We start from the raw sequence: 25,652 nt of genomic DNA, 5'->3' as shown, positions 1-25,652 counted from the left end.
ATGAAAACGGTCTGGCGCATCCTTCGCATTGTCCTCTACACGCTGCTGATCGTGCTCGCGGGTGCGATCGGCGCGCTCGTCGTGCTGACCAAGACCGAGCGCGGGCGCGACAACCTCGCCGGCATCATTTCGCGGCTGGCCTCAAGCGATGATCGCAAGGTTACCGTCAGCGGTATCGACGGCATCTGGTCGGGTAATCTCAGCATCGACCATGTCGTGCTGGAGGACCGCGAGGGCGCGTGGCTGGTGGCGCGCAAAGTAGCCGTCGACTGGTCGCCGACGGCACTGCTGTCGAAAAGCTTCAGCGCCGATCGCATCGCGGCCGAGCGCGTCGAAGTGGCGCGCCTGCCGGTGGCCGGTACGCAGCCGCCGGCGCAGAGCGGCACGACGACGCTGCCGGTCTCCATCGACATCAAGCAGATCGACCTGCCGGAAATCGCGCTTGGCGAGCAGCTGGCCGGCAGCGGCATCGCCGAGCTCGCGGCCAAGGGAATGCTCAAGGCCGATGCCGCGCCACTGGCGGTCCAGACGGTGCTCAACGTCACCCGCCACGACGGTAAACAAGGCAATGTCGATGCCAAGATCCATTTCGCACCCACCGACAACAAGCTGGACCTCGACCTCAAGGCGTCGGAGCCGGCCGGCGGCATCATTGCCAATCTGCTCAAGCTACCGGATGCGCCACCGGTTGATATCGCGGTTTTGGGCAGCGGGCCGCTTGCCAACTGGAGTGGTGTCGGTACCTTCCTCGTCGACCATCGGATCGTCACCCAGCTCACCGGCCGCCATCAGCTCACCGACAAGGGCAATCATGTCGAGGCAAAGGGCGACGGCGATTTTGCGCGCTTCCTGCCGGAAAACCTGAAGTCGCTGTTTGCCGGCAAGACCAGCTTCGATATCGCGGGCACCGCCACATCGGCTGGCGGCATCAGCATCGACCGGGCCAGCATCGAGAGCGATGCGGTGCACGGCACCGCCTCCGGCATAGCCGATCCCGCCGGCGCCAGCGACCTGTCGGTCGAACTCGCCGCCAAGGGCCCGCCCGTGGTGATCAGCGTCGGCAGCAAGGCGCAGCCGATCACGCTGGCGATCAAGAACGCCACCGCGCGGGCCTTCGGCGACGGTAAGGCGCCGATCGTCGACATTGGCGCCTCCTTCGTTTCGATCGTCGTCGGCGGCACGAGGCTGGACGATCTGGCGGCGCAAGTTCATTCCGATGGTTTCGATATCCAGAACCGCGCCGGCCCGGTTGCCGTCAAGCTGGAGGCTGGCGGCCTGAAAACCGACGTCGCGACGTTGGCGCCGCTGGTCACCGGCAAGGTCAATGTCGATCTGGCCGGTTCAATCAGCAAGGACGCCATTGTTGCCATCGACCAGGGTACGCTGCGCTCCGATGCGCTCAATGCGTCGCTGACGGCGACGGTAGCGCTCGCCGACATGTCGATGCAGCTCAAAATGAACGCCGATGCCGTGGCGACCGCGTTCCCGCAGCAGATCGCATCGGTGCTCGGCGGGCGGGTGAAATTCTCGGCCACGGCATCGCGCGATCCGCAGGGCTCTTTCGCCGCGAACTCGATCGAACTCACTTCGGGATCGCTCAGCGCCAGCGGTACGGCCAGCATGCAAGGCACGGACATCCAGGCCGACATCAAGGGCAAATTGGGTGACGTTTCAGTGTTGTCGCCGACGGTCGGCGTACCGGTTACCGGCGGGGTCGATTTCGCACTGTCGGCATCCGGCGCGATCACCGCGCCGGATTTCACTGTTAGCGCCGACAGCGACAGCCTGACCGCTTCGGGCCGCACGGTGAAGGCCATCAAGCTGACTGCCAGCGGCAAGGCCGACATAACGAACCCTTCCGCCAATGTCTCGCTGACCGGTGCCGTCAACGACCAGCCGCTCGACATCAAGGCTGCCCTGGTGACCAGCGAGGGCAAGCGTTCGATCAACGGCTTCCTGGTCTCGCTGGGCGACAACAAGGTCTCGGGCGACCTGGCGCTCGACGACAAGTTCATGCCCTTGGGAACGCTGACGCTCGCCGCGCCGGCAATCGACCAATTGGCCGCGCTGGCCGGCCAGGCAGTGACCGGCGACATCAACGGCACCATCCTCTTCGCCAAGGACGGCGACGCACCCTCCATTGCCATCGATGCCAAGAGCACGTCGGTCGCGCGTGGCGAGGTGACGGCCAAAGCGATCGCCATTAATGCGCTGATCGCCAATTATCTCAAGGCGCCGGCGATCTCGGGCACCATCAAGGCCGATGCGGTCACTTCGGGAAGCACAGAAATCAGCGGCATCGGCGTCGATCTCAAGCGCGACGGCGACTGGACCGATTTCACCGGCGGCGCCACGATCGCGGGCATTCCGGCGACCGCTGCCGGCCGGGTGAAGATCGCCGAGGGCACGACCAGCGTCGAGATTGCCTCGGGCGACGCCACTATTCGTGGGATCAAGGCGGCGATTGCCGAACCGTCGGCTCTGACCATCGCGGACGGCACAGCCAACATCGACAAGCTAGCGCTCGATATTGACGGCGGCAAAGTGGCGCTTTCGGGCAGCGCCGGCGAGACGCTCGATCTGGCGGCACAGGTCTCCGCTTTGCCTGCCACGCTTGCCAATGCGTTTTTGCCAGGCCTGGATGCTACGGGAACGCTTGATGGTATCGCTGAAGTGAGCGGCGCCCCGGCAGCTCCGGACATCCGGTTCAACGCGAAACTGGCCGGCGCCGAGACCAGCCAGACCCGACAGGCAGGGCTCGGACCACTCGCCGTCGATGCGGTCGGCAGCTACACCATTGCCGGCGGCGTCGCCCTCGACCGTGCCACCCTCTCCGGCGAGAAGGTCTCCGGTCAGGCCGCCGGCACCATCAACCCGAACGGGGCCAGCGATTTCGCGATCGATCTGACCTCGTCCGGCCCCAGCCTGCCGCTGACGGTCGGAACTACCGAGAGCCCGGTCAAGCTCGAGGTCCGATCAGTGTCGGCCAAAATTGCGGGCGAAAGCACGCATGCCCGGCTGGACTTTTCCGCGATCCTGCCCTCAGTCGTCACCAGCCCGGCGAAGGTGGACGGACTTACCCTGACGCTGCACTCGGACGCATTCGATCTCAAGAACCGCGCCGGGCCGGTTTCCGGAACGGTGTCGGTGGACAAGGTTGGGCTCGACAATGCAACGATCGCGCCGCTCATCGCAGGCAAGGTCACGGCGGCGCTCAGCGCCCGGCTGAGCGCCGACGCCGTCGCCATCGACAGCGGCACGCTGAAAAGCGATGCGCTCAGCAGCCAGGTCGCCGGTCAGGTATCGCTGCGTGACGGTGCCATCGATCTCAACCTGAAGGCGGATGCGCCATCGTCGGCCCTGCCGGCGGCGGCACGCGGCATGCTTGGCGACCGCGCCCAGATAAGCGCCACGCTGAAGCGCGAGCCCAACGGCAATCTCAACATAGGCGGATTGAAGCTCACTTCGGGCGCACTGAGTGCCGACGGCCAGGCAAGCCTTGCCGACAACAAGGTGACCGCCGACATCAGGGGGACGCTGAGCGACATCTCGCCATTGTCGAAGGATGCCAAGGGCGCCATCGCTTTTGCGCTGAGTGCGCAAGGGCCGGCCATGGCGCCGGACCTGTCGCTTACCGTCAACAGCGACAAGCTCTCGGTGGCATCGCGCGAGATCACCGGATTGAAGCTCACGGCGACCGGCAAGGCCGATGCCGCCAACCCTGCAGCCAATGTGCAGCTCACTGGCATTGTCGCCGGCCAGGCGCTGCAGGGGAGTGCCGTGCTGGCAACGGCGGACGGCAAGAGCGCCATCAACGGCCTGCTCCTCTCGCTTGGCAAGAACAGGATTTCAGGCGATCTGGCGCTGGACGACAAGTTCGTACCTGAAGGCACCATCTCGCTCGACCTGCCCGATATCGGCCCGCTCGCAGCGCTGGCCCTTGAAAAGGCAGAGGGCGATGTGCGCGGCACGATCGCCTTCTCCAGGAATGGCGCGGCGCCCCAGGTCGCCATCAAGGCGACTACCGCCTCGATCACGCGTGGCGATCTCCAGGCGAAGGCCGTTTCCATCGATGCGTTGATCGCCAACTACCTCGCCGCGCCTGTTATCTCCGGCAAGATCCACGCCGACACCGTCACATCGGGCGGCACCGTGATCAGCGGCATCGATGTCGATTTGAAGCGCGATGGCGACTGGACCGGCTTTTCCGGCGGCGCCACGGTCAAGGGCATTCCGGCGAGGGCCGCCGGCCGCGTGAAGGTGGCCGGCGGCACCACCACCATCGAACTCGCTTCGGGGCAGGCGACGGTCCAGGGCATCAAGGCGGCTATCGCCCAGGCCTCGACCGTCAGCATCGCCAATGGCACGACGACGCTTGACAGGCTGGTGCTCAACCTTGGCGGCGGCACCGCGACGGTGACCGGCAAGGTCGGGCAGACGCTCGACATCAACGCAGTGCTGGCGCGCGTCCCGATGTCGCTCGCCAACAGTTTTTCGCCCGGTCTCGATGCCGCGGGTTCCATCTCCGGCACGGTGAAGGTGACGGGCGCACCGGCGAGCCCCGCCGTTGCCTTCAACATCGACGCGGCCGGCGTGCAGACATTGCAGACCCGCGGCGCGGGCGTCGGCGCGGTGAGTGTTTCCTCGTCGGGTACCTTTGCCGGCAACAAGCTGGCCTTCAACGCCAATATCAGCGACGGAGCCGGGCTTGGCCTCAAGGGCGGCGGCACGGTGACGACCGCGGGCACGCCCGCGCTGGCGCTCGATTTCAACGGTGCCGTGCCATTCGGCCTCCTCGGCGAGAAGCTTGCCGCGCAGGGCCTGGCGCTGACCGGCACCGCCAACGTCAATATCCAGGTGCGCGGTCCGGCGACATCGCCCGTGATCGGCGGCAGCGTCAAAACCTCGGGCGCGCGGCTAGTCGACGCACGCTCGGGCCTTGCGGTCAACGATATCGCGGCGGACGTCTCGATAGGCAACGGTGTTGCCAGGATCAACCGGTTGACCGGAACGCTGTCGACGCGCGGCAGCCTGTCGGCCAGCGGTACGGTTGGCATCAATCCGGCGCAAGGGTTCCCGGCCGACCTGTCGATCAAGCTCACCGATGGCCGCTACACGGATGGACGCGTGGTGACCGCAAACCTTGGTGGCGACCTGACGATCAAGGGGCCGCTGACTTCGGCACCGGCCATCGCCGGCACCGTCAACCTGGCCAAGACCGTCATCACGGTTCCGGACAAATTGCCGGGCTCGCTCTCGGCACTCGACGTCAAGCACAAGAACGCGCCGGGTGCGGTCAGGGCACAGGACAAGGCGCTGCGCCCGGCGACGACCAGCGGCAAGAGCAGTGGCAGCGGCCTTGCGCTCGACGTTACCGTCAATGCGCCGAACCAGATTTTCATCCAGGGCAGGGGTGTCGACGCCGAACTCGGCGGCTCGCTCAAACTGACCGGCCCGGCCTCGTCGCCGCAAGCCGTCGGCACCTTCACCTTGCAGCGTGGCCGGCTGTCGATCCTTGGCAAGCGGCTGACCTTCACCGAAGGCACGGTCGGATTCTCCGGCTCACTGGTGCCTTACCTCAACCTGACGGCGACGACGACCACGACCGGCGCAACCGTCACCATCGTGGTGTCGGGCGAGGCGACCAATCCAAAATTCACCTTCAGTTCAGTGCCGGCGCTGCCGGAGGATGAAGTGCTGGCGCAACTGATCTTCGGGCGGTCGATGTCGAACCTGTCGCCGCTGCAGATCGCGCAACTTGCAGAAGCGGCCGGGCAACTGGCTGGGGTCGGCGGCTCGACGTCGCTACTGGAGAATCTGCGCAGCGCCATCGGCGTCGACGATCTCGACGTCATCACCGACAACCAGGGGGGCACGGCGGTCTCGGCCGGCAAGTATCTCAATGACCGCACCTATGTGACTGTCCAGAAGGGCGACAAGCCGGGTTCCGGCAAGGCGACCATCGACCTCAATGTCGGGCGCGGAGTCAAATTGCGCGGCGAGGCGACGGACGCCGGCGAAGCCAAGGGCGGAATATTCTACGAGAAGGAATATTGACGATCTGGCCCTCGTTCTGGCCGCAACTGGCGCTGTCGTAACCGGTGCGAACGTCTCAGTTTAATCGCCCGAAGAGATTTTGGCGAAATCTGGGCGCACTAGCAATTTTGCGCCAAGACTGTCGCTATCACGCGAACTGCCCCCCTTTCAAAGTTGCACATTCGCTAACAAGTTCCCAATCCATGTCGTCTTTGACATCGTGGCCTGGATGCGGAATGTTAATCGGCGGAAAGCCAACAATGGGAGTTAATCATGACAATCTATAAGAGCAATGGCGACAGCGTTCCGGATCACATCCTGGCGATGGCCGAAGAAGCCAAGTCGGGCAAGGTCGACCGCCGCGAATTCCTCGCGCTCGCCAGCGTCTTCGGCGCCTCGACGGCCATGGCCTACGGGCTGCTCGGCCTTGCCGCTCCGACCCCGGCCAAGGCCGAGGACGTCCAGGGCAAGAAGGGCGGCGTGCTGAAGGTGGCCATGTCCGTCAAGGATCCCAAGGATCCGCGTACAGCAGACTGGTCCGAGATTTCCAACGCCGAGCGCCAGGCGCTCGAGCCGCTGGTGAAATACACCAAAGAGTACACCTTCGCGCCATATCTGCTGGCAAGCTGGGACATCAATGACGACGCCACCGAATACACGCTGCATGTGCGGCCTGGCGTCGAATGGAACAATGGCGACAAGTTCACTGCCGATGACGTGATCTACAATTTCACCCGCTGGGCCGACAAATCAGCGGAAGGCAACTCGATGCCGGGACGCCTTGGCAGTCTCGTCGATGAGACGACCAAGAAGTTGCGCGAAGGGGCGATCGCCAAGGTCGACGACATGACCGTCAAGTTGAAGCTGTCGAAGCCCGACATCGCCATCATCCCGAACCTGTGCGACTATCCCGGCCTCGTCGTCCACAAGACCTTCGACGAGAAGGGCGCCAACTTCAAGAACTGCCCGATCGGCACCGGTCCGTTCGAGCTCGTCTCCTATGATGTCGGCCAGAAGGTGGTCTACAAGCGCCGCACGACCGGCAAGTGGTGGCAGGGCGAAGCCTTCCTCGATGGCGTCGAGTTCATCGACTACGGCACCGATCCGGCCGCGACGGTCTCGGCCTTCGAATCGGGCGAAGTGCAGACCAACCACGAAACCACGGCCGATTACGTCAAGATCATCGAAGGTGTCGGTGCGCCGGCTTCGGAAGTCGTGACCGCGGCCACCGTGGTCTCTCGCTTCAACATCAATGCCAAGCCCTATGGCGACCAGAAGGTGCGCCAGGCGATGTGCCTCGCCGTCGATAATTCGGTCGTGCTGCAGCTCGGCTATGGCAATGCCGGCACGCCGGCCGAAAACCACCATGTCGCGCCGATCCATCCGGAATATGTCGAACTGCCGAAGATCAAGCGCGACATGGCCAAGGCCAAGCAGATGCTGACGGAAGCCGGCGTGATCGATTTCGAGCACGAGCTGATCAGCAATGACGAGGACTACCACAAGAACACCACCGACGCGATCGCGGCCCAGCTGCGCGAGGCCGGCATCAAGGTGAAGCGCACCGTGCTGCCGAGCTCGACCTTCTGGAACGACTGGACGAAATACCCGTTCTCGGAAACCAACTGGAACATGCGTCCGCTTGGCATCCAGGTCATCGCCATCGCCTACCGCTCCGGCGAAGCCTGGAACGAGACCGCTTATGCCAATCCGGACTTCGACAAGAAGGTCAACGAGGCCCTCGGCATCGCCGATGCGGAGAAGCGCAAGGTCGTGATGAAGGACATCGAGACGATGCTGCAGGAGTCCGGCATCATCATCCAGCCTTACTGGCGCAAGCTCTACATCAACATCAAGCCCGAGGTGAAGAACCACTCGATGCACCCCACCTACGAGCACGACTTCGGCAAGGTTTGGCTCGATCAGGCGTGACCCACAGCTTGACGAATACGAGGGGCGACTGGCCCCTCGAATTCGCGGGATCGTCGCCGTTGCACCGGATGCAGCGGCGGCGTGACGTCGCAAGGTTTTCGAAACAGGGTTGACCATATCTGACCCCAACCCGGCCGGCAGGGGGTACAATGTTCTCATTCATCATCAGACGCATCGGCACTATACTGCTCACGATGCTGTGCCTGACGCTGGTCGTTTTCTTCCTCGTCAATCTCGAACCCAATCTGAAGAAGCTGGCGATCAGCCAGACCGAAATGCACACATCGGCCGAGCAGCTCGAAAGCTGGCTGGTCAATCACGGCTACCGCCAGAACTTCTTCGCTCGCTATGGCCAGTGGCTCGGCGTCGTGCCCAAGCAGCCGATCACGGATCCGGCGACAGGGAAGACGACACAGCGCTTCTCTTTCTGCAACGACCCGACGGTGCCGACATTCTCCGGTGTCATCGAGGGCGATTTCGGCTGCTCGACCAAGTTCAAGACCACGGTTGGGGCCAAGCTGTTCCCGGCGCTCGGCGCCACCGGCATCCTGATGTTCTGTGTGCTGGCGGTGATGGTGCCGGTCTCGCTGCTGATCGGCATTCTTGCCGGCATGCGCGAGGGCTCGCGCACCGACCGCGTGCTGTCGGTCGCGTCGATCGCCTCGACGGCGACACCTGAATATGTGTCGGGCGTCATCTTCACCGTCGTCTTCGCCTCATGGCTCGGCTGGCTGAACGGTTCTGCCGCCTCGGCAAGCCAGGGTATCACCTTCTACAATTTCACGCTGCCGGTCATCACTTTGGCGATCTACGGCATCGGCTACATCGCGCGCATGACGCGCGCCTCGATGGTCGAGGTGATGACGCAGCAATATATCCGCACGGCACGCCTGAAGGGGCTTTCCTTCAAAGGTGTCGTGGTCAAGCACGCGCTGCGCAACGCGTTGATCGCGCCGTTCACCGTCATCATGCTGCAGTTTCCATGGCTGCTCACCGGCGTCGTCATTGTAGAGGTGATGTTCCGCTACCAGGGCTTCGGCTACACGCTGGTCGAGGCCGCGGGTAACAACGACATCGATCTTCTGCTCGGCTGTTCACTGGTCTCGGTGTTCATCGTCTTGATCACGCAGCTCATTTCCGACGTCGGCTACGCGTTCCTCAATCCACGCATCCGCGTTCAGTAGGGAGAAGGCGCATGCAAGCTCAATATATCGGCGCCTCCACCGTCATCCTCGAAGTGTTCTGGCGCTTCTGGCCGGTCTGGGCCGCGCTTTTCATCGTCATGGGCGCGAGCTTTCTCTACAAGAAGAAGCTGGCGCTCTATGGCCAGCTGTTCGACAGCGGCGTCGGCATAGCGGGCGTCTTCATCTGCCTGTTCTGGCTGTTCACGGCGATCTTCGCCTCGACCATCTCGCCTTTCGATCCGCTCGGCCAGGTCCCGATCATGAAGGACACGCTGCCCGGCGCCATCGAACCGCAGTCGGGCCTTGTCTACCTGTTCGGCGGCGACAAGCTGGCGCGCGATGTGTTCTCGCGCATGGTCTATGGCAGCCAGATCGTGCTGATCATCGCACCCGCAGCGACCGGCTTCGCGCTCATGGTTGGCATCACGCTCGGCCTGCCGGCCGGTTATTACGGCGGCAAGATCGATTCCATCCTGTCGTTCCTGGCCAACCTGGTGCTGGCTTTCCCGGTGATCCTGCTGTTCTACCTGCTGGTGACGCCGGGCATCATGGACACGCCGATCCCCTATGCGCTGGCCGGTGTCTTCTTCCTGTTCCCGATCATCTTCTTCAGCGTGCTGTTCTGGACCCGCTACAAGAACCGGCCCGACCGGATCTATATCCTGCTTGGCCTGACGCTGATCATAGGCGGCTGGATCTACCTCGGCCTGGTCTTCGACAGGGATCCGCTGCACATCGTTCACATCGATCCCAACCAGCTCAACATTTTCGTGGCTGTGGTGTTCGCCTCCAGCCCCGGCGTGTTCCGCATCGTGCGCGGCCTTGTGATGGACATCAAGACGCGCGACTATGTGGCGGCGGCGCAGACGCGCGGTGAATCGCCGTGGTATATCATGCTGTGGGAAATCCTGCCCAATGCGCGCGGACCGCTGATCGTCGATGCCTGCCTGCGCATCGGCTACACCACGATCCTGCTCGGCACGCTGGGCTATTTCGGCCTGGGGCTTGCGCCCGAGAGCCCGGACTGGGGCACCGCGATCAAGGACGCCAGCCGATTGCTGCGCTCCTTCATCCATCCGGCGCTGCCGCCGACGATCGCGCTGATGTCGTTCGTGCTGGGGCTCAACCTGTTGGCCGATTCGCTGCGCGAGCAATCGATGAAAGACTGATTGACGGGCCTTGACCCGCGTCTGGTAAAATTTGGATTGGAGCGACCCATGAACGAGGCAGTTCGAAATCCCGCCAAGCCGACCAATGGGCCGACCAATGGGCCGATCATCGAGATCGAGAACCTGTCGATCTCCTTCTTCACCCGCAAGGGCGAGATACCGGCGGTGATGGATTTTTCCTGCACGGTCATGCCGGGCGAGGCGATGGGCATCGTCGGTGAATCCGGCTGCGGCAAGTCGACCGTATCGCTCGGCATCATGCGCGACCTGTCCAACATCGGAAAGATCGTCGGCGGCAAGATCAAGTTCCAGGGCAAGGACATGGGCGAGCTCTCCGACGAGGAACTGCGCGCCATCCGCGGCAACAAGATCGCCATGATCTACCAGGAGCCGATGGCCAGCCTCAATCCGGCGATGAAGATCGGCCAGCAGCTGATGGAAGTGCCGTTGATCCACGATAAGGTGTCGAAGGAAGAGGCCTACTCCAGGGCGCTCGAAATGGTGCGCTCGGTTAAGCTTCCCGATCCCGAGCGCATGATGCGCTCCTATCCGCACCAGCTTTCCGGCGGCCAGCAGCAGCGCATCGTCATTGCCATGGCGCTGCTGTCGAAGCCGGCGCTGCTTCTGCTCGACGAGCCGACCACCGCGCTCGACGTGACCGTGGAAGCGGGCATCGTCGACCTGGTGAAGGGGTTGGGCGAGAAGTTCGGCACCTCGATGATCTTCGTCTCGCACAATCTCGGCCTGATCCTGGAAACCTGCGACCGCATCACGGTGATGTATTCGGGCGAGGCGGTGGAGACGGGCAAGATCAAGGACGTCTTCGACCGGATGCGCCACCCCTATACGCAAGGGCTGTTCCGTTCGATCCCGCTGCCGGGCGCCGACAAGAACTCGCGGCCGCTGATTGCGATTCCCGGCCAATTGCCGCTACCGCACGAGCGGCCGAAAGGCTGCAATTTCGGCCCGCGCTGCCACCATTTCGTCGAGGGCGTCTGCAACGCCGCCGAGATCCCGATGATCGAGGTCGCGGGTCACGAAGGCCATTTCTCGCGTTGCGTACGCTTCAACGAGATCGACTGGGACGCGCTGCCGCCCGGCGCCAAGAAGATCAATGAACGTGTCGTGCCCGGCGCGCCGGTGCTCAAGATCGAGGACCTCCGGAAATATTATAAGGTCGGCGGCAGCGAGGTGTTCGGCTCGAGCGAAGGCCGCGTCGTCAAGGCCAACGAGACGATCTCGTTCATGGCGCGCGAATCCGAGACGGTCGCCATCGTCGGCGAATCCGGCTGCGGGAAGTCGACGCTGGCCAAGGTGCTGCTCGGGCTTGAGACGGCCAGTTCCGGCAGCGTGACACTGGGCAACAAGGAAATCCAATCGACCGGCATCGAGAAGCGCAGCGTCGACACTGTGTCGTCGATCCAGATGGTGTTCCAGAATCCGTTCGACACACTCAACCCCAGCCATTCGGTCGGATCGCAGATCATCCGCACGCTGGAAAAATTCAATGTCGGCAAGACCGTCGCCGACCGGCGCAAGCGCATGCTGGAACTGCTCGACCTGGTGAAACTGCCGCGCGCCTTCGAGACGCGCAAGCCGCGCCAGCTTTCCGGCGGCCAGAAGCAGCGTATCGGCGTGGCACGCGCCTTTGCCGGCGACGCCAAGGTAGTTGTGGCCGACGAGCCGGTTTCGGCGCTCGACGTTTCGGTGCAGGCGGCGGTGACCGAACTGCTGATGGACATCCAGCGCAAGAACAAGACGACAATGCTGTTCATCAGCCACGATCTGTCCGTCGTGCGCTACATCGCGGACCGCGTCGTCGTCATGTATCTCGGCTATATCGTCGAGCAGGGCACGACCGACCAGATCTTCGCACCGCCCTATCATCCCTATACCGAGGCGCTGCTGTCGGCGATCCCAATTGCCGATACCAGCGTGGTCAAGAAGCACATCGTGCTGGAGGGCGACATACCCTCGGCGATGAACCCGCCGTCCGGCTGTCCGTTCCAGACACGCTGCGGCTACAAGAAGTTGGTTCCCGACAATTTGTGCGAGACCAAGGTGCCGCCGGTCAAGAATCTCGGCGACGGCCATATGAGCCTGTGCTGGCTTTCCGACGACGTGCTCAAGACCATGGAGCCGGTGATCAAGTTCGACAAGGAACACGCCGCCCATGAGGGCGTGCCGGACGATGCGCCGCATGGCGACGGTCCGGGCTTTGCCGGTACGCCGCCCAACCGACCACATGGCAAGACGGCCAGTGCGGAAGCCGACGCCGTGGGGGAGGCCGCCGAGGAGGCCGAAGCCGTTTCGCGGGCTCGCCGCCACGAAGTTCGGGACGAGGTCTCCGAGACCGGCGATGCCTCTCCGAAGCCCGCCAACGCCACCTCCGCGCCGTTCACCCCAAGGACGCTTGGAGACGGCCGCCAGGCGGAGAACGCACGCGTGGCACCAATTGGTGAGCCTGCGGTGAGGCAGACCAAATCAAGCCAAAGTGCGACAAAGGCGAGCGCGACTGCGGAGCCAGCCCGTCTGGCCGGCGCAAATGTCGACAAGAATCGCCCGTCCGGCATAGCCAGGCCTGCCAAACCCGATGACCTCAAGCTGATCTCCGGCGTCGGCCTGAAGACGGAGGGCATCCTCAATGGCCTCGGCATCTTCACCTACGCTCAGGTCGCCGCATGGAAGAAGGCAGAGAGCGAGTGGGTTGACGATCATCTGAGATTCCACGGCCGTATCGAGCGCGAGGACTGGGTCAGGCAGGCAAAGGCGCTAGCCAAAGGCGGCGAGGCTGAATACATCAAGGTGTTCGGCAAGAAGCCGCGCTGAAAGGCCACGACCGTTGCGGCAACCCTTTAGTTGCCGCACTGGCTCAGTTGCTGTGCATAGTCGCGGGCCATCTTGTCGGTGGCCCTTGCATAGCCCTGGACGCCGGCATCGCCACGATTGCCTCGGCCATAGGCGGTCCAGCCGAGATAGTAGGCGAGATAGAGGTTGTAGGTGTCGCTGCGCGCGACGCCGTATGCGTCTGATGTCTTGGAATGGTACCAGCCGACGAAGTCGACGGCGTCGGCGAATTTCGTCCGCCGCGCCGCCCAGTTGCCGGTCTCGCTCTGATATTGCGACCAGGTTCCGTCCAGCGCCTGCGAGAAGCCAGTGGCCGAGGAGACATGTTTCCACGGAATGAAGCCAAGCAGCTTGGTGCGCGGCGGCCGGGCGTTGCTCTTGAAGCCGGATTCCTTGCGCACGGTGGCCATCAGCACCGGCACCGGCACGCCGTATTTCTGGGAGGCGCGTTCGGCGGCCGACTGCCAATTGTCGAACCAGCCGTCATTCTGGTCGAAGACGGCGCAGACATTGTTGATGTGGCTGGGCGCGGTGGCGCAAGCCGAAAGTGCCAGCAGCGCGCACACCGCTACAATTTTACTAAAACTCGACCTACGCATTGGATGAGCAATAAGCCGAAATCATAAAGGGAATCTTGCTGCCGCCGTTAACGCATGGTCGGCATGAGCAGGTGAGAAAACGCGATATCGGTATTCCGACGCCAATTGTCGTCTTTTCTAAGACAGGCATTGCAGATATGCCGCCTTGGCTAAAATCACGCCGGCAAACGGCGTATTTCTGACAGACCGGCCGCGCTGCCGAAGCTTTGATGCCGGCATGACCGAACCAAGACGCAAACGCGGCGCCGAGCGTACCAGCAACAGGGGGCCAGCGCCCATCGCGCAACTGCCGCCCAGACGGGTGACGAATCCGTATCCGCCGATGGCGTTGCTGTCACCAGACCAGATCGAGGCGATCCATCAGGCGTCGATGCATATATTGGAGAATTTCGGCATCGAGGTGATGAGCCCGCGTGCGCTGTCGCTGTTCGAGAAAGCCGGCGCCAAGGTCGATCTCGCCTCGGCCAATGTGCGCGTCGATCGCGGCATGGTCGACGAGGCGCTGAAGACGACGCGATCTACCTATACGCTGACCCCACGCAACCCGGCCAAGTCAATCCATCTCGGTGGCAGCACCATCAATTTCACGCTTGTGGCCGGTCCTCCCAATGTGCACGACATGGAGCGCGGCCGCCGTGCCGGCAATCTGCGCGACTATGCCGATCTCACCCGGCTGGCGCAGCATTTCAACTGTATCCACATGCTTGGTAACCAGGTCTGCGCGCCGGTCGAACTGCCGGCCAACTCACGCCATCTCGACACCTACCTCACCAATCTGACGCTGACTGACAAGAGCTTCCATGTCTCGGCGATCGGTCGGGGCAGGGCTCTGGACGGCATCGAGATGATGGCGATTTCGCGCGGGCTGACGCTGGATCAGATGCGGGATGATCCCGGCATCGCCACCATCATCTCGGTCAACTCGCCGCGCCGCTTCGACGAGATGATGGCCGAGGGGCTGATGACCATGGCGGAGTACGGCCAGTCGGTGGCGGTGACACCGTTCACGCTGATGGGGGCGATGAGCCCGGTGACGCTGGCCGGCGCCTTGGCGCAGCAGAATGCGGAGGCGCTGTTCGGTGTTGTGTTGACGCAACTCGTGCGTCCCGGCGCGCCTGTGATGTACGGCGCCTTCACGTCCAATGTCGATATGAAGTCCGGCGCGCCGGCTTTCGGCACGCCTGAAAACACCAAGGCCAACATTGCCTCGGGTCAATTGGCGCGGCGCTACGGCCTGCCATACCGGACGACGCCCGGCTCGGCTTCCAACGCCGCCGATGCGCAAGGCGCCTATGAGACGCTGATGGCGCTGTGGGGCGCGGTGCTTGGCCATGGCAATCTCGTCTACCACGCCGCCGGTTGGCAGGAAGGCGGGCTGACGGCGTCGTTCGAGAAATTCATCATCGACGTCGAGATGATCCAGCACATGATGGAGTTTTTGCGCCCGATCGTGGTCGACGAAGCCGAGCTTGCCGTCGAGGCGCTGGGCGCGGTGCCGACCGGCGGCCATTTCTTCGGCGAGCCGCACACACTGGAGCGCTATGCGACCGCCTTCTACCAGCCAATGCTCTCCAACTGGCAGAATTTCGAAGCCTGGCAGGAAGCCGGCGGCCTCGACGCAACCGCGCGCGCGACGCGGCTGTGGAAGAAGGCGCTGGCGGATTATGTCGAGCCGACAATGGATATTGCCGTACGTGAAGAGCTCGAGGCCTATGTGGCCAAGCGCAAGGAAGCGATCGGGCAGGGCGAGCCGTGATTTCCTTGGCGCCGGCGCGCGGCTCCTGCTGTCCCGATTCATATCTCCCATCCAACTCACTGATATCAGAGAAAAACCCATGAAATCGCATGCAAAAGTCGTGGTCATTGGCGGTGGCGTCGTTGGGTGCTCGGTGCTGTTCCACCTCGCCCGCCATGGCTGGACCGACATCGTGCTCCTGGAGCGCGACGAATTGACATCCGGCTCGACCTGGCACGCGGCCGGCGGCATGCACACGATCAATGGCGACCCCAACGTCGCCAAGCTGCAGAAATACACAATCAACCTCTACAAGGAGATCGAGGAGCTGTCGGGGCAGGCGACCGGCGTCCACCTGACCGGCGGCGTGCTTCTGGCTGCCACCGAGGCGCGGCTTGACTGGCTGCGAGGGGTCGTCGCCAAAGGCCGTTATCTCGGCATCGAGCTGGAGGAAATCTCGCCGAAAGAGGCGGCCGAGCTGATGCCGCTGCTCGACCCCAGCCAGTTCGTTGGCGCCGTCCGCAACAAGGAGGACGGCCATCTCGATCCCTCGGGCGTCACGCATGCCTATGCCAAGGCGGCGCGAAAGCTGGGCGCCGAGATCGAACGTTTCACCGAGGTGGAGGATATCGTGCGTCGTCCCGACGGGATGTGGCGCGTCATAAGCAACAAGGGCGAGGTGGTGGCCGAGCATGTCGTCAATGCCGGCGGCCTGTGGGCGCGCGAAGTCGGCCGCATGGTCGGGCTCGAACTGCCGGTGCTGGCGATGGAGCACATGTACCTGATCACCGAGGATATGCCGGAGGTCGCGGCCTGGAATGCCAAAACCGGCACCGAGGTCATCCATGCGGTCGATTTCGACGGCGAGCTCTATCTGCGCCAGGAGCGCGGCGGCATGCTGATGGGAACCTATGAGAAGGCCAACAAGCCGTGGTCCGAGTATCAGACGCCGTGGAATTTCGGCCATGAGTTGCTGGCGCCCGATATCGACCGCATCGCGCCGTCGCTCGAGGTCGGGTTCCGACATTTCCCGGCTTTCCAGAACACCGGCATCAAGCAGATCATCAACGGGCCTTTCACCTTCGCGCCCGACGGCAACCCGCTGGTCGGGCCGGTGCGCGGCCTGCCGGGCTTCTGGGTCGCCTGCGGCGTGATGGCCGGCTTCAGCCAGGGCGGCGGCGTCGGGCTCGCGCTGTCCAACTGGATGATCGAGGGCGACCCCGGCGCCGATATCTGGGCGATGGACGTGGCGCGCTACGGCGACTGGGCGACCATGGCCTACACCAACGCCAAGGTCCGCGAGAATTACTCCAGGCGTTTTTCGATCCGCTTCCCCAATGAGGAATTGCCGGCCGGGCGGCCGCTGAAGACGACGCCCGTCTACGATTTGTTGTCGGCCAAGGGCGCGCAATGGGGCGTCGCCTATGGGCTGGAGGTGCCGCTCTGGTACGCACCGGAAGGCGTCAAGGACGAGTTCTCATGGCGGCGCTCGAGCGACTTCACCCATGTCGCCGCCGAAGTCGCGGCGGTGCGCTCAGGCGTCGGCCTGTCGGAGATATCGAGCTTTGCCAAATACAAGGTGACGGGCGAGGGGGCGGCGGCCTGGCTCGACCGGATGCTCGCTTGCAAGCTGCCGAAGCCCGGTCGCATGACCCTGGCGCCGATGCTGAAGAAAGACGGCAGGCTGCTCGGCGATTTCACGCTGGCCAATCTGGGCCCCCAAGATCGGGAAGAAGGGGGCTGGTTCCTGGCCGGCTCCGGCATTGCCGAGCAATATCACATGCGCTGGTTCGAGCAGCATCTGCCTGATGATGGCTCGGTCCATATCGAAGCTCTGGGGCAAAAGCTCACCGGCCTGTCGATTGCCGGTCCCATGGCGAGGGACGTGCTGGCGAAAGCCACGCGCTCCGACATATCGAACGCGGTGTTTCCCTTCATGGCCATTGGCAAGATGGATATCGGCATGGCGCCGTGCCTGGTCGGCCGCGTCAGCTACACCGGGGATCTCGGCTACGAGATCTGGGTGGCGCCGGAATATCAGCGCGCCGCCTACCAGGCGCTGATGGCGGCGGGAGCGGAATTTGGCATCGGCCTGTTCGGTTCGCGCGCGCTCAACGCGCTGCGGCTGGAGAAGAACTATGGTTCATGGGGGCGCGAATACCGGCCGATCTACGGGCCGCTGGAAGCCGGACTCGATCGTTTCGTCGCCTACGGCAAGGACGCCGATTTCATCGGCAAGGCGGCGGCGCTGGCCGAGCGCAAACAGGGCGGCAAGTTGCGGCTACGCGCCTTCATCGTCGATGCCAAGGATGCCGACGTCATCGGCGACGAGCCGATCTGGTTTGGCGGCGTGGTGCGCGGCTGGGTGACGTCGGGCGGCTACGCCCATCATTCGAAGAAGTCGGTCGCCGTCGGCTACGTGCCGAAGGAGATCGCCGACGAGAGCGACGGCTTCGAGATCGAGGTGCTGGGCAAGCGGCATGCGGCGCGCATGCAGGCGATGCCGCTGTTCGATGCTAATTTCGAACGGATGCGGGGGTGAGAGCGCACCCCCGCATGGGGTCATGCGTTGCGGCGGTTGTCGAGCGCAAAGGCGCCAGCGCCGGCGAAGACCAGATAGAGAAAGATAAAGCAGAACGAGATCGCCGAATCGCCGCCGTTGTTGACGGGGAAAAAGTCGCGCGGCATATGCGCCACGAAATAGGCGATCGCCATTTCGCCGGCCAGAAGGAACGCGACCGGGCGGGTGAAAAGGCCCAGTGCCAGCAGAATGCCGCCGAGGAATTCGAGGATGCCGGCTGCCAGCGGCAGTCCGCTCAACGCGGCGGCGGCGTGCTCGCCTGCGGGGAAATTGAACAGTTTCTGGCTTCCGTGCTCGACGAACTGCAGCGCCGTCATAATGCGCAGAACGCCAAGCGCCTGCGGCTGGTATCTGGCAAGGCCATCGAAAAGCTTCATCCAAAACTCCATTTGGCTTCTCGGCTCGCCCATAGGTTATCGCCCGGCTATGGACCATTCACTTCCCTTGGCCTGCCGTCAACAATTGGTGATTGGAAATGTTCCCCAGCCTGACCTTTGATATTGCGCCCGTTAGGGTTGCAATTATATCGCTATGGTTGTATTGATTTATGGACACTCCAAACATGTGGGTCCCCTCGCCATGAAAAAAGTCACCATCGGCCTGTTCGCAATCCTTATGGGTACGACCAGCTTCGCCATGGCCGAGGAGGCCGGCTGCGAGGCCTTCAAATGGCCGGTGACGCGCGAACAGGCGCTGTTTGCGGCTGCGCCCTCAGCGCCGTCCGGAGCGACGCTCGCGGTGGGTGCCGCTGCGGATCTGGCGCTGGTGCCGGCCGAGAAGGCCGGTTTCGCGGTGCCGCCCGAACGGGCCCCCGCCGAGGGCACGTTCGGCGCCGTAGCCAGCGTGGCGGTTCCGCCGGAGGGGGCCATCCAGATCAGCCTGTCGGGCGAGGCCTGGATCGATGTGATCCAGGACGGCCATGCCGTGAAATCGGCGGGTTATAGCGGTGTCAAAACCTGCCCCGGCATCCGCAAGAGCGTGCGCTTCAAGCTGGCGGCGGGCCAAGCCACCGTCCAGTTCAGTGGTGCCAAGAAAGAGACCCTCAAGGTCGCGGTGCTGGCGCCGGAATGAGCCGACGCCAGCAGGCGTGATTTCAGTGGTTGGCGTAAGCGCTCGCTACCGCACCGGCGCCATCAGAGCGAAATGCGCGCCTTGCGGGTCCTGGCATTGCACGACCCAGCTGCCTCCGGGCACCTCCATGGGTCCCATCAGGATCTTGCCGCCATTGTCGGTGACGCGTTTGGCGGCCGCGTCGATGCCGGTGACATTGAAATAGAATTGCCAGACCGGCACCGGTATCTGCTCGGGCTTGTTCATGATGCCGCCACCGGATTCAGGGCCGGCGGTAAAGGTCTGATAGATGCCCATCGGGCCCATGTCGAATTCGCCGGCATTGGTCCAGCCGAACTGGCTGGAATAGAAATCGAAGGCGGCCTTCCAATCGCTCGTATAAAGTTCGTGCCAGCCAATATGGCCAGGCGTGCTGGCCGGCACAACCGGCTGGTCGGGGCCGTTCGGCTGCAGGAACATGAACGTCGCGCCTTGCGGATCGGCGACGACGGCGAAGCGGCCGACGCCTGGAATGTCGTCGGGCTGGCGGTGAACGGCACCACCTGCCTTTTCCAGCGACGCGGTAGCGGCATCGACATCCCTTGCATGGATATAGCCCAGCCAGGCGGGCGGCATACCCATATTGGCCGCATCCTCCGGCATCGTCATCAGGCCGCCGACGCCACGCCCGCCGACATTCATGACGATATAGCGCGGCATACCTGGGGCCTTGTCGAAGGGCTCGGCCCTCCAGCCGACCACGGTTGTGTAGAAAGCCTCCGCGGCGTCGAGGCCCGACGTCATCAGTTCGTACCAGAAGAAGGGCATCGGGGATTTTGGCATGGTCGGTCTCCTCACCGTTGTGCACCGATCGTCGTTCGATCCATCCTAGGACGATCTCGACGACAGAAATCCGACATCTGGGCTAGAAATCGGGAACGGCAAGGCCAGCCTCCTGGTATCTTGCGCGCCTTGCGATTTTCGCCTTTGCTTGGCCACGAGAAGGGGGCCTCGATCCATGCGGCAGATGTCGCTTACAGCCGAGCTTGTTACACTGTGCCATCGCGAGGAGGCCGATCCCGGGCCCAGCGGCAGCTGGACGCAGCTGAGCGACGAGGATTTCCGGGTCCTTTCCGCGCGGCTGTCCGATGAAGCCGATGCGGGGCCGCTATGGGTGTTCGCCTATGGCTCACTGATCTGGAAGCCGGCTTTCGAGTCCGTCGAACGCCAGCGCGCCACCGCCCATGGCTGGCATCGCTCCTTCTGCATCGACATGGTCCGCTGGCGCGGCAGTGTCGCGCAGCCAGGACTGATGATGGCGCTCGAACGCGGCGGGCGATGCGATGGTGTGATCTATCGTCTACCGGAAGGGGAGAAGGCTGCTCAGATCGAAAGACTGTTGCGGCGCGAGATCGACGATCACGAGAGCGTCGCGTCGGTCAGGTGGGTCCCGGTGCGTACGGCGCAAGGGCATCTGCGGGCGCTGGGTTTCTGGGTCGGGGTGACGGGCAGAGGCACTTCGCTCGGGCAGCCGCTGGAGACAGTAGCACGGGTGCTGGCGCGCGCCTGCGGCCATGTCGGCTCCGGGGCGGAATATCTTTACAACACGGTCAGCCACCTCGAGGAATTCGGCATCCGCGACCGCAATCTTTGGACGTTGCAGCGATTGGTCGCCGACGAGATCAGGTCGATCCACGGCAATGGCAGGGGTGGCGACCTTATCCCAGCGTCATCGTCATCATAACATGAATACAGTTGTCATGTTTTCTTCCAGCCTTTTCAATATTTTGCGTCAAAAATTGACCAATTGATAAAAAAACAAAACGTGCTAGCCTTCCCCAAAACGAAAAGATGGGGAACTGAAAATGCCAGAGGGCCAGTTCAAAGAAGGTATTGTCGGCGGCCGGCTCCTGCCCGACCAATATGCGGACAATTTTTCCGACCTGCACCCGCCGCTCGATCATCACGAGGCGCTGGTCGAATCCGACCGCTGCTATTTCTGCTACGACGCGCCGTGCATGAATGCATGTCCGACCTCGATCGACATTCCGATGTTCATCCGCCAGATCTCGACCGGCAACCCGATCGGGTCGGCCAAGACCATCTTCGACCAGAACATCCTGGGCGGCATGTGCGCCCGCGTCTGCCCGACCGAGACGCTGTGCGAGGAGGTCTGCGTGCGCGAGGTGGCGGAAGGCAAGCCGGTGCAGATCGGCCGTTTGCAGCGCTACGCCACCGATGTCGCGATGAGCGAGAACAAGCAGTTTTATCCACGCGCCGAGCCAACGGGCAAGACGGTCGCCGTGGTCGGTGCCGGCCCGGCCGGCCTTGCCGCGGCGCACCGGCTCGCCCGCCACGGCCATGACGTGACCATCCTGGAGGCGCGCCCGAAGGCCGGCGGTCTCAACGAATATGGTATCGCCGCCTACAAGAGCGTCGACAACTTCGCCCAGGCCGAGGTCGACTACGTCACCGCGATCGGTGGCATTGACATCCAGAACGGCAAGGCGCTTGGCCGCGACTACCAGTTCTCCGACCTGATCCGCAACTACGATGCGGTGTTCCTCGGCATGGGGCTTGGCGGCGTCAACGCGCTGCGCGCCGATGGCGAGGATGCCGCCGGCGTCACCAACGCGGTTGAATTCATTGCCGAGCTGCGCCAGGCCAGCGACCTCTCAGGCTTGCCGGTTGGCCGCCGCGTCGTCGTCATCGGCGGCGGCATGACGGCGATCGACGCCGCCGTGCAGTCGAAGCTGCTTGGCGCCGAGGAGGTGACGATCTGCTACCGGCGCGGCCAGGAGCATATGAACGCCTCCGAGTTCGAGCAGGACCTGGCCGCCGCCAACGGCGTCACCATCCGCCATTGGCTGCAGCCGAAGCGGGTGATCGCTGAAGGTGGCAAGGTCAGTGCCATCGAACTCGAATACACCGCGCTCATCGGGGACAAGCTTGCCGGCACCGGCGAGACGCTGACGCTGGTTGCCGACCAGGTGTTCAAGGCCATCGGCCAGAGTTTTGTGCCGGTCGCACTCAACGGCAGCGGGGCGTCAATCGACCTCGAAGCCGGCCGTATCAAGGTTGACGAGGAAGGGCGCACCTCGCTGGCCAAGGTCTGGGCCGGCGGCGACTGCATTTTTGGTGGCGACGACCTGACCGTCTCGGCCGTGGCGCAAGGGCGCGATGCGGCTGAGAGCATCCACAGGAGCCTGACCCAGGGATAAGGATCATGGCCACGGTGGAACCGGGCATTGCCCGTCACTACGAGATTTCAGGCCTGGAGCAGCGGATTCTTGCCGCGCTTGCCGATACTGGCGTGGAAATCGCCCTTCTGAGCGCCGACGATCTCGCCGCAGTCGACGAATTCCACATTGGCGGCGTGGCCGCCACCAGGGAACTCATCGACCAGATGGGGCTGAAGCCTGGAGTCCGGCTTCTCGACATCGGTTCAGGCATCGGCGGTCCGGCCCGTTTTGCCGCGAACAAAACCGGCGCCGACGTCACCGGCATCGACCTGACGCAAAGCTATGTCGACATCGCGGCCAGCCTGTCGAAACAGGTGGGAATGGACGGCAAGACGCGCTTCGTGCAGGGCAGCGCGCTGGACATGCCGTTCGACAAGGCCAGCTTCGATGCGGCAATGATCCTGCATGTCGGCATGAACCTGGCCGACAAGCGCAAACTGATGAGCGAGGCCGCCCGTGTGCTCAAGTCCGGCGGCGTCTTCGCTGTCTACGACGTGATGCGGCTCAAGGACGGCGCGCTGACCTATCCGCTGCCATGGGCATCCGACGAGACCATGTCCTTTGTCGCCACGCCAGGCAACTATCGTTCGACGGCCACCGCGGCGGGCTTTTCGGTGACCGCGGAGCGCCCGCGCGGTGCTTTCGCCATCGAATTCTTCGCGAAGATGCGGGCCCGCATGGCGGCCGCGCAGGCCGAGGGCAAAAAGCCGCCGCCCGGCGTCGGCCTCGTCATGGGCGAGGATGCCCGCACCAAGATCGCCAATCTCACCGCCGCGCTTGAAGGCGGCATTCTTGCTCCCGTGGAAATGCTCCTTCGTCTCGGTTGAAAGGGACCTGTCATGGCTGACATCCGCAACAATTTCGTCGGCATCAAATCGCCCAATCCGTTCTGGCTGGCCTCGGCGCCGCCGACCGACAAGGCCTACAACGTCATCCGCGCCTTCAAGGCGGGGTGGGGCGGTGTGGTCTGGAAGACGCTGGGCGAAGAGGGGCCGCCGGTGGTCAACGTCAACGGCCCGCGCTACGGTGCGATCTGGGGCGCCGACCGGCGCCTGCTCGGCCTCAACAACATCGAGCTGATTACCGACCGCGATTTGCAGACCAATCTGCGCGAGATGAAGCAAGTCAAGATGGACTGGCCCGACCGCGCGCTGATCGCATCCATCATGGTACCGTGCGTCGAGGAAAGCTGGAAGTCCATCCTGCCGCTGGTCGAGGAGACCGGAGCCGACGGCATCGAGCTCAATTTCGGCTGCCCGCACGGCATGTCGGAGCGCGGCATGGGGGCGGCCGTCGGCCAGGTGCCGGAATATATCGAAATGGTGGTGCGCTGGTGCAAGCAATATACGCGTATGCCCGTCATCACCAAGCTGACGCCCAACATCGCCGATATCCGCAAACCGGCGCGGGCAGCGCATGCCGGCGGCACCGACGCGGTGTCGCTGATCAACACCATCAATTCGATCACCGGCGTCGACCTCGACAGTTTCGCGCCGATGCCGACCATCGACGGCAAGGGTTCGCATGGCGGCTATTGCGGCCCGGCGGTGAAGCCGATCGCCATGAACATGGTGGCCGAGATCGCGCGAGACCCCGAAACCCGCGACCTGCCGATCTCCGGCATCGGCGGCATCACCACGTGGCGGGACGCCGCCGAATTCATGGCGCTTGGCGCCGGCAACGTGCAGGTCTGTACGGCGGCGATGACCTACGGCTTCAAGATCGTGCAGGAGATGATCGCCGGCCTCGAAAACTGGATGGATGAGAAGGGCCACCGCTCGCTCGACGACATCATCGGCCGTGCCACGCCCAACGTCACCGACTGGCAGTACCTCAACCTCAACTATGTCGTCAAGGCGCGTATCGACCAGGATGCCTGCATCAAATGCGGCCGCTGCCACATCGCCTGCGAGGACACCTCGCACCAGGCGATCACCAGCATGGTCAACGGCGTCAGGCATTTCGAGGTGATCGAGGCCGAGTGCGTCGGCTGCAATCTGTGCGTCAATGTCTGCCCGGTCGACAATTGCATCACCATGGAGCCGCTGGCGGCGGGCGCGTTGGACCAGCGCACCGGCAGACCGGTGTCGCCGGTCTATGCCAACTGGACGACGCATCCGAACAACCCGATGGCCAAGGTGGCGGCGGAGTAGCGAGCAGACATTCGACGAGAAAAGCGGCGTCTTCGGGCGCCGTTTTTTCATTTCCCTATTGCAGATAAAGATTATCCACGATAAAACATATCCAGGAATGGGAGATTGGCATCATGAAGCTGGGCGAGGGCGTTGAAGCGGCCATTCACTGCGCGGCCACGCTGGCCAGTGTCGAGGGCAACAGCACGATGCCGGGCGCGGCCCTGGCGGAGGCCTTCGGCCTGTCGCCGACCTATCTCCTGAAGCATCTCAACATGTTGAGCGCGGCGCGGATCCTGGAATCGGTGCCGGGTCCCGCCGGCGGCTACCGGCTGGCGCGGGCTGCCGAGCGCATCACGCTGCTCGACATCGTGCTGGCCGTCGAAGGGCGCGAGCCGGCGTTTCGCTGCGGCGAGATCCGCCGCAACGGTCCGGTCAAGATCGACGCCTCGGCCTATGTCAAACCCTGCGGCATCAATGCCGCGATGCTGAAGGCCGAGCGCGCCTACCGGGCAGCGCTCGCAGAGGTGAAGCTGTCCGACATCGTGGCGGATTACGCGGCGGAAGGCGACCCCAGATCGTTTGCCGCGAGCTGCGCCTTTGTCGAGCGTCATCAGCGGCCGCAGAAATCCCGTTCAACCAACCAAGCCTAACCTCCCCAAAGATGCGAAAGGAAAGACGATGAAACAGAGACTGCAGTTTTTCGCCAAGGCGCCCGAAATCATGAAGGCGGTGACGGCACTCAACAAGGCGGTCGACGAATGCGGGCTGGAGGTGAGCCTGCTGCACCTGATCAAGCTCAGGGCCTCGCAGATCAACGGCTGTTCCTTCTGCGTCGAGATGCACAGCCGCGAAGCCAGGCGCGACGGTGAGACCGAACAGCGGCTCTATCTGGTCGCTGCCTGGAAGGAATCGCCGCTCTTCTCCGAGCGCGAACGCGCCGCCTTCGCCTGGACCGAGGCGATGACGCTGATCGCCAGCAACGGCGTATCGGACGAACTCTACGCCCGCACGCTCGAGCATTTCTCGGAAGAGGAACTGGTCAAGCTCTCCGTCGCGGTCGGCATGATCAACACATGGAACCGACTTTGCATTCCGTTCCACGCCATCCATCCGATGCCGGCCGCCAAGGCGGCCTGACAGTC

Annotated in this window: 16 protein-coding genes and 1 pseudogene; 14 read left to right on the top strand and 3 right to left on the bottom strand. The window is 63.5% G+C overall.

The window, feature by feature from the left end; genetic code table 11:
- From FJ960_RS25330 to FJ960_RS25310, 5 genes and pseudogenes are all read left to right on the top strand, one after another.
- Entirely contained in the window at positions 1-6,057 is a 6,057-nt protein-coding gene (locus tag FJ960_RS25330) for a translocation/assembly module TamB domain-containing protein (RefSeq protein ID WP_140717650.1), read from the top strand.
- 252 nt (positions 6,058-6,309) lie between these two features.
- On the top strand, positions 6,310-7,968 hold the full coding sequence (locus tag FJ960_RS25325; protein ID WP_140502334.1) for an ABC transporter substrate-binding protein: 1,659 nt from the start codon (positions 6,310-6,312) through the stop codon (positions 7,966-7,968).
- A gap of 149 nt (positions 7,969-8,117) precedes the next feature.
- A complete protein-coding gene (locus tag FJ960_RS25320; RefSeq protein ID WP_140717648.1) occupies positions 8,118-9,152 on the top strand; it encodes an ABC transporter permease in 1,035 nt (344 codons plus the stop codon).
- A gap of 11 nt (positions 9,153-9,163) precedes the next feature.
- Positions 9,164-10,321 (top strand): ABC transporter permease, encoded by a 1,158-nt coding sequence (locus FJ960_RS25315; protein WP_140717646.1) that lies wholly within the window; start codon positions 9,164-9,166, stop codon positions 10,319-10,321.
- A gap of 48 nt (positions 10,322-10,369) precedes the next feature.
- Positions 10,370-12,583, top strand: a pseudogene (locus tag FJ960_RS25310) (ABC transporter ATP-binding protein); the annotation flags it as partial.
- 593 nt (positions 12,584-13,176) lie between these two features.
- Here FJ960_RS25310 and FJ960_RS25305 read toward each other — a convergent pair.
- Positions 13,177-13,767, bottom strand: a complete 591-nt coding sequence (locus FJ960_RS25305) for a transglycosylase SLT domain-containing protein (RefSeq protein ID WP_140717642.1) — start codon at positions 13,765-13,767, stop codon at positions 13,177-13,179.
- 217 nt (positions 13,768-13,984) lie between these two features.
- On the opposite strand from FJ960_RS25305, the gene FJ960_RS25300 reads away from it, so the two are divergent.
- Both FJ960_RS25300 and FJ960_RS25295 read left to right on the top strand, forming a co-directional pair.
- On the top strand, positions 13,985-15,523 hold the full coding sequence (locus FJ960_RS25300; protein ID WP_140502339.1) for a trimethylamine methyltransferase family protein: 1,539 nt from the start codon (positions 13,985-13,987) through the stop codon (positions 15,521-15,523).
- Positions 15,524-15,602: 79 nt separating this feature from the next.
- Positions 15,603-18,044 (top strand): FAD-dependent oxidoreductase, encoded by a 2,442-nt coding sequence (locus FJ960_RS25295; RefSeq protein ID WP_140717640.1) that lies wholly within the window; start codon positions 15,603-15,605, stop codon positions 18,042-18,044.
- Positions 18,045-18,064: 20 nt separating this feature from the next.
- Here FJ960_RS25295 and FJ960_RS25290 read toward each other — a convergent pair whose 3' ends face one another.
- The gene (locus tag FJ960_RS25290) at positions 18,065-18,460 is read right to left on the bottom strand and encodes a DoxX family protein (protein WP_027141582.1); all 396 of its coding nucleotides are present in this window, start codon (positions 18,458-18,460) and stop codon (positions 18,065-18,067) included.
- Positions 18,461-18,662: 202 nt separating this feature from the next.
- Between FJ960_RS25290 and FJ960_RS25285 the strand changes: the two genes are divergently transcribed.
- The gene (locus FJ960_RS25285) at positions 18,663-19,154 is read left to right on the top strand and encodes a hypothetical protein (RefSeq protein WP_181166584.1); all 492 of its coding nucleotides are present in this window, start codon (positions 18,663-18,665) and stop codon (positions 19,152-19,154) included.
- Between the two features lie 45 nt (positions 19,155-19,199).
- On the opposite strand, the gene FJ960_RS25280 is transcribed toward FJ960_RS25285, so the two are convergent.
- A complete protein-coding gene (locus FJ960_RS25280) occupies positions 19,200-19,976 on the bottom strand; it encodes a VOC family protein (RefSeq protein WP_140717636.1) in 777 nt (258 codons plus the stop codon).
- A gap of 175 nt (positions 19,977-20,151) precedes the next feature.
- On the opposite strand from FJ960_RS25280, the gene FJ960_RS25275 reads away from it, so the two are divergent.
- From FJ960_RS25275 to FJ960_RS25250, 6 genes are all read left to right on the top strand, one after another.
- Positions 20,152-20,877 carry a gamma-glutamylcyclotransferase gene (locus tag FJ960_RS25275; RefSeq protein WP_140502344.1) on the top strand — a complete coding sequence of 242 codons (726 nt, stop codon included), beginning with the start codon at positions 20,152-20,154 and terminating at the stop codon, positions 20,875-20,877.
- A gap of 121 nt (positions 20,878-20,998) precedes the next feature.
- Positions 20,999-22,354: an NAD(P)-dependent oxidoreductase gene (locus FJ960_RS25270; RefSeq protein WP_140717634.1), complete on the top strand. Its 1,356-nt coding sequence runs from the start codon at positions 20,999-21,001 to the stop codon at positions 22,352-22,354.
- A 5-nt stretch (positions 22,355-22,359) separates the two neighbouring features.
- Positions 22,360-23,202: a methyltransferase domain-containing protein gene (locus tag FJ960_RS25265; protein WP_140717632.1), complete on the top strand. Its 843-nt coding sequence runs from the start codon at positions 22,360-22,362 to the stop codon at positions 23,200-23,202.
- 12 nt (positions 23,203-23,214) lie between these two features.
- Positions 23,215-24,528, top strand: coding sequence for an NAD-dependent dihydropyrimidine dehydrogenase subunit PreA (gene preA / locus FJ960_RS25260; protein ID WP_140717630.1), 1,314 nt, complete (start codon positions 23,215-23,217; stop codon positions 24,526-24,528).
- Positions 24,529-24,641: 113 nt separating this feature from the next.
- On the top strand, positions 24,642-25,160 hold the full coding sequence (locus FJ960_RS25255) for an Rrf2 family transcriptional regulator (protein WP_027141588.1): 519 nt from the start codon (positions 24,642-24,644) through the stop codon (positions 25,158-25,160).
- A gap of 28 nt (positions 25,161-25,188) precedes the next feature.
- Positions 25,189-25,647 (top strand): carboxymuconolactone decarboxylase family protein, encoded by a 459-nt coding sequence (locus FJ960_RS25250; protein ID WP_140717628.1) that lies wholly within the window; start codon positions 25,189-25,191, stop codon positions 25,645-25,647.
- The last annotated feature ends 5 nt before the right edge of the window (positions 25,648-25,652 follow it).

The organism is Mesorhizobium sp. B2-3-11 (assembly GCF_006442215.1).
GTDB lineage: Bacteria > Pseudomonadota > Alphaproteobacteria > Rhizobiales > Rhizobiaceae > Mesorhizobium > Mesorhizobium salmacidum.
Note: the sequence above shows the minus strand (reverse complement) of the source record. Positions and strands in the feature narration are given on the sequence as shown.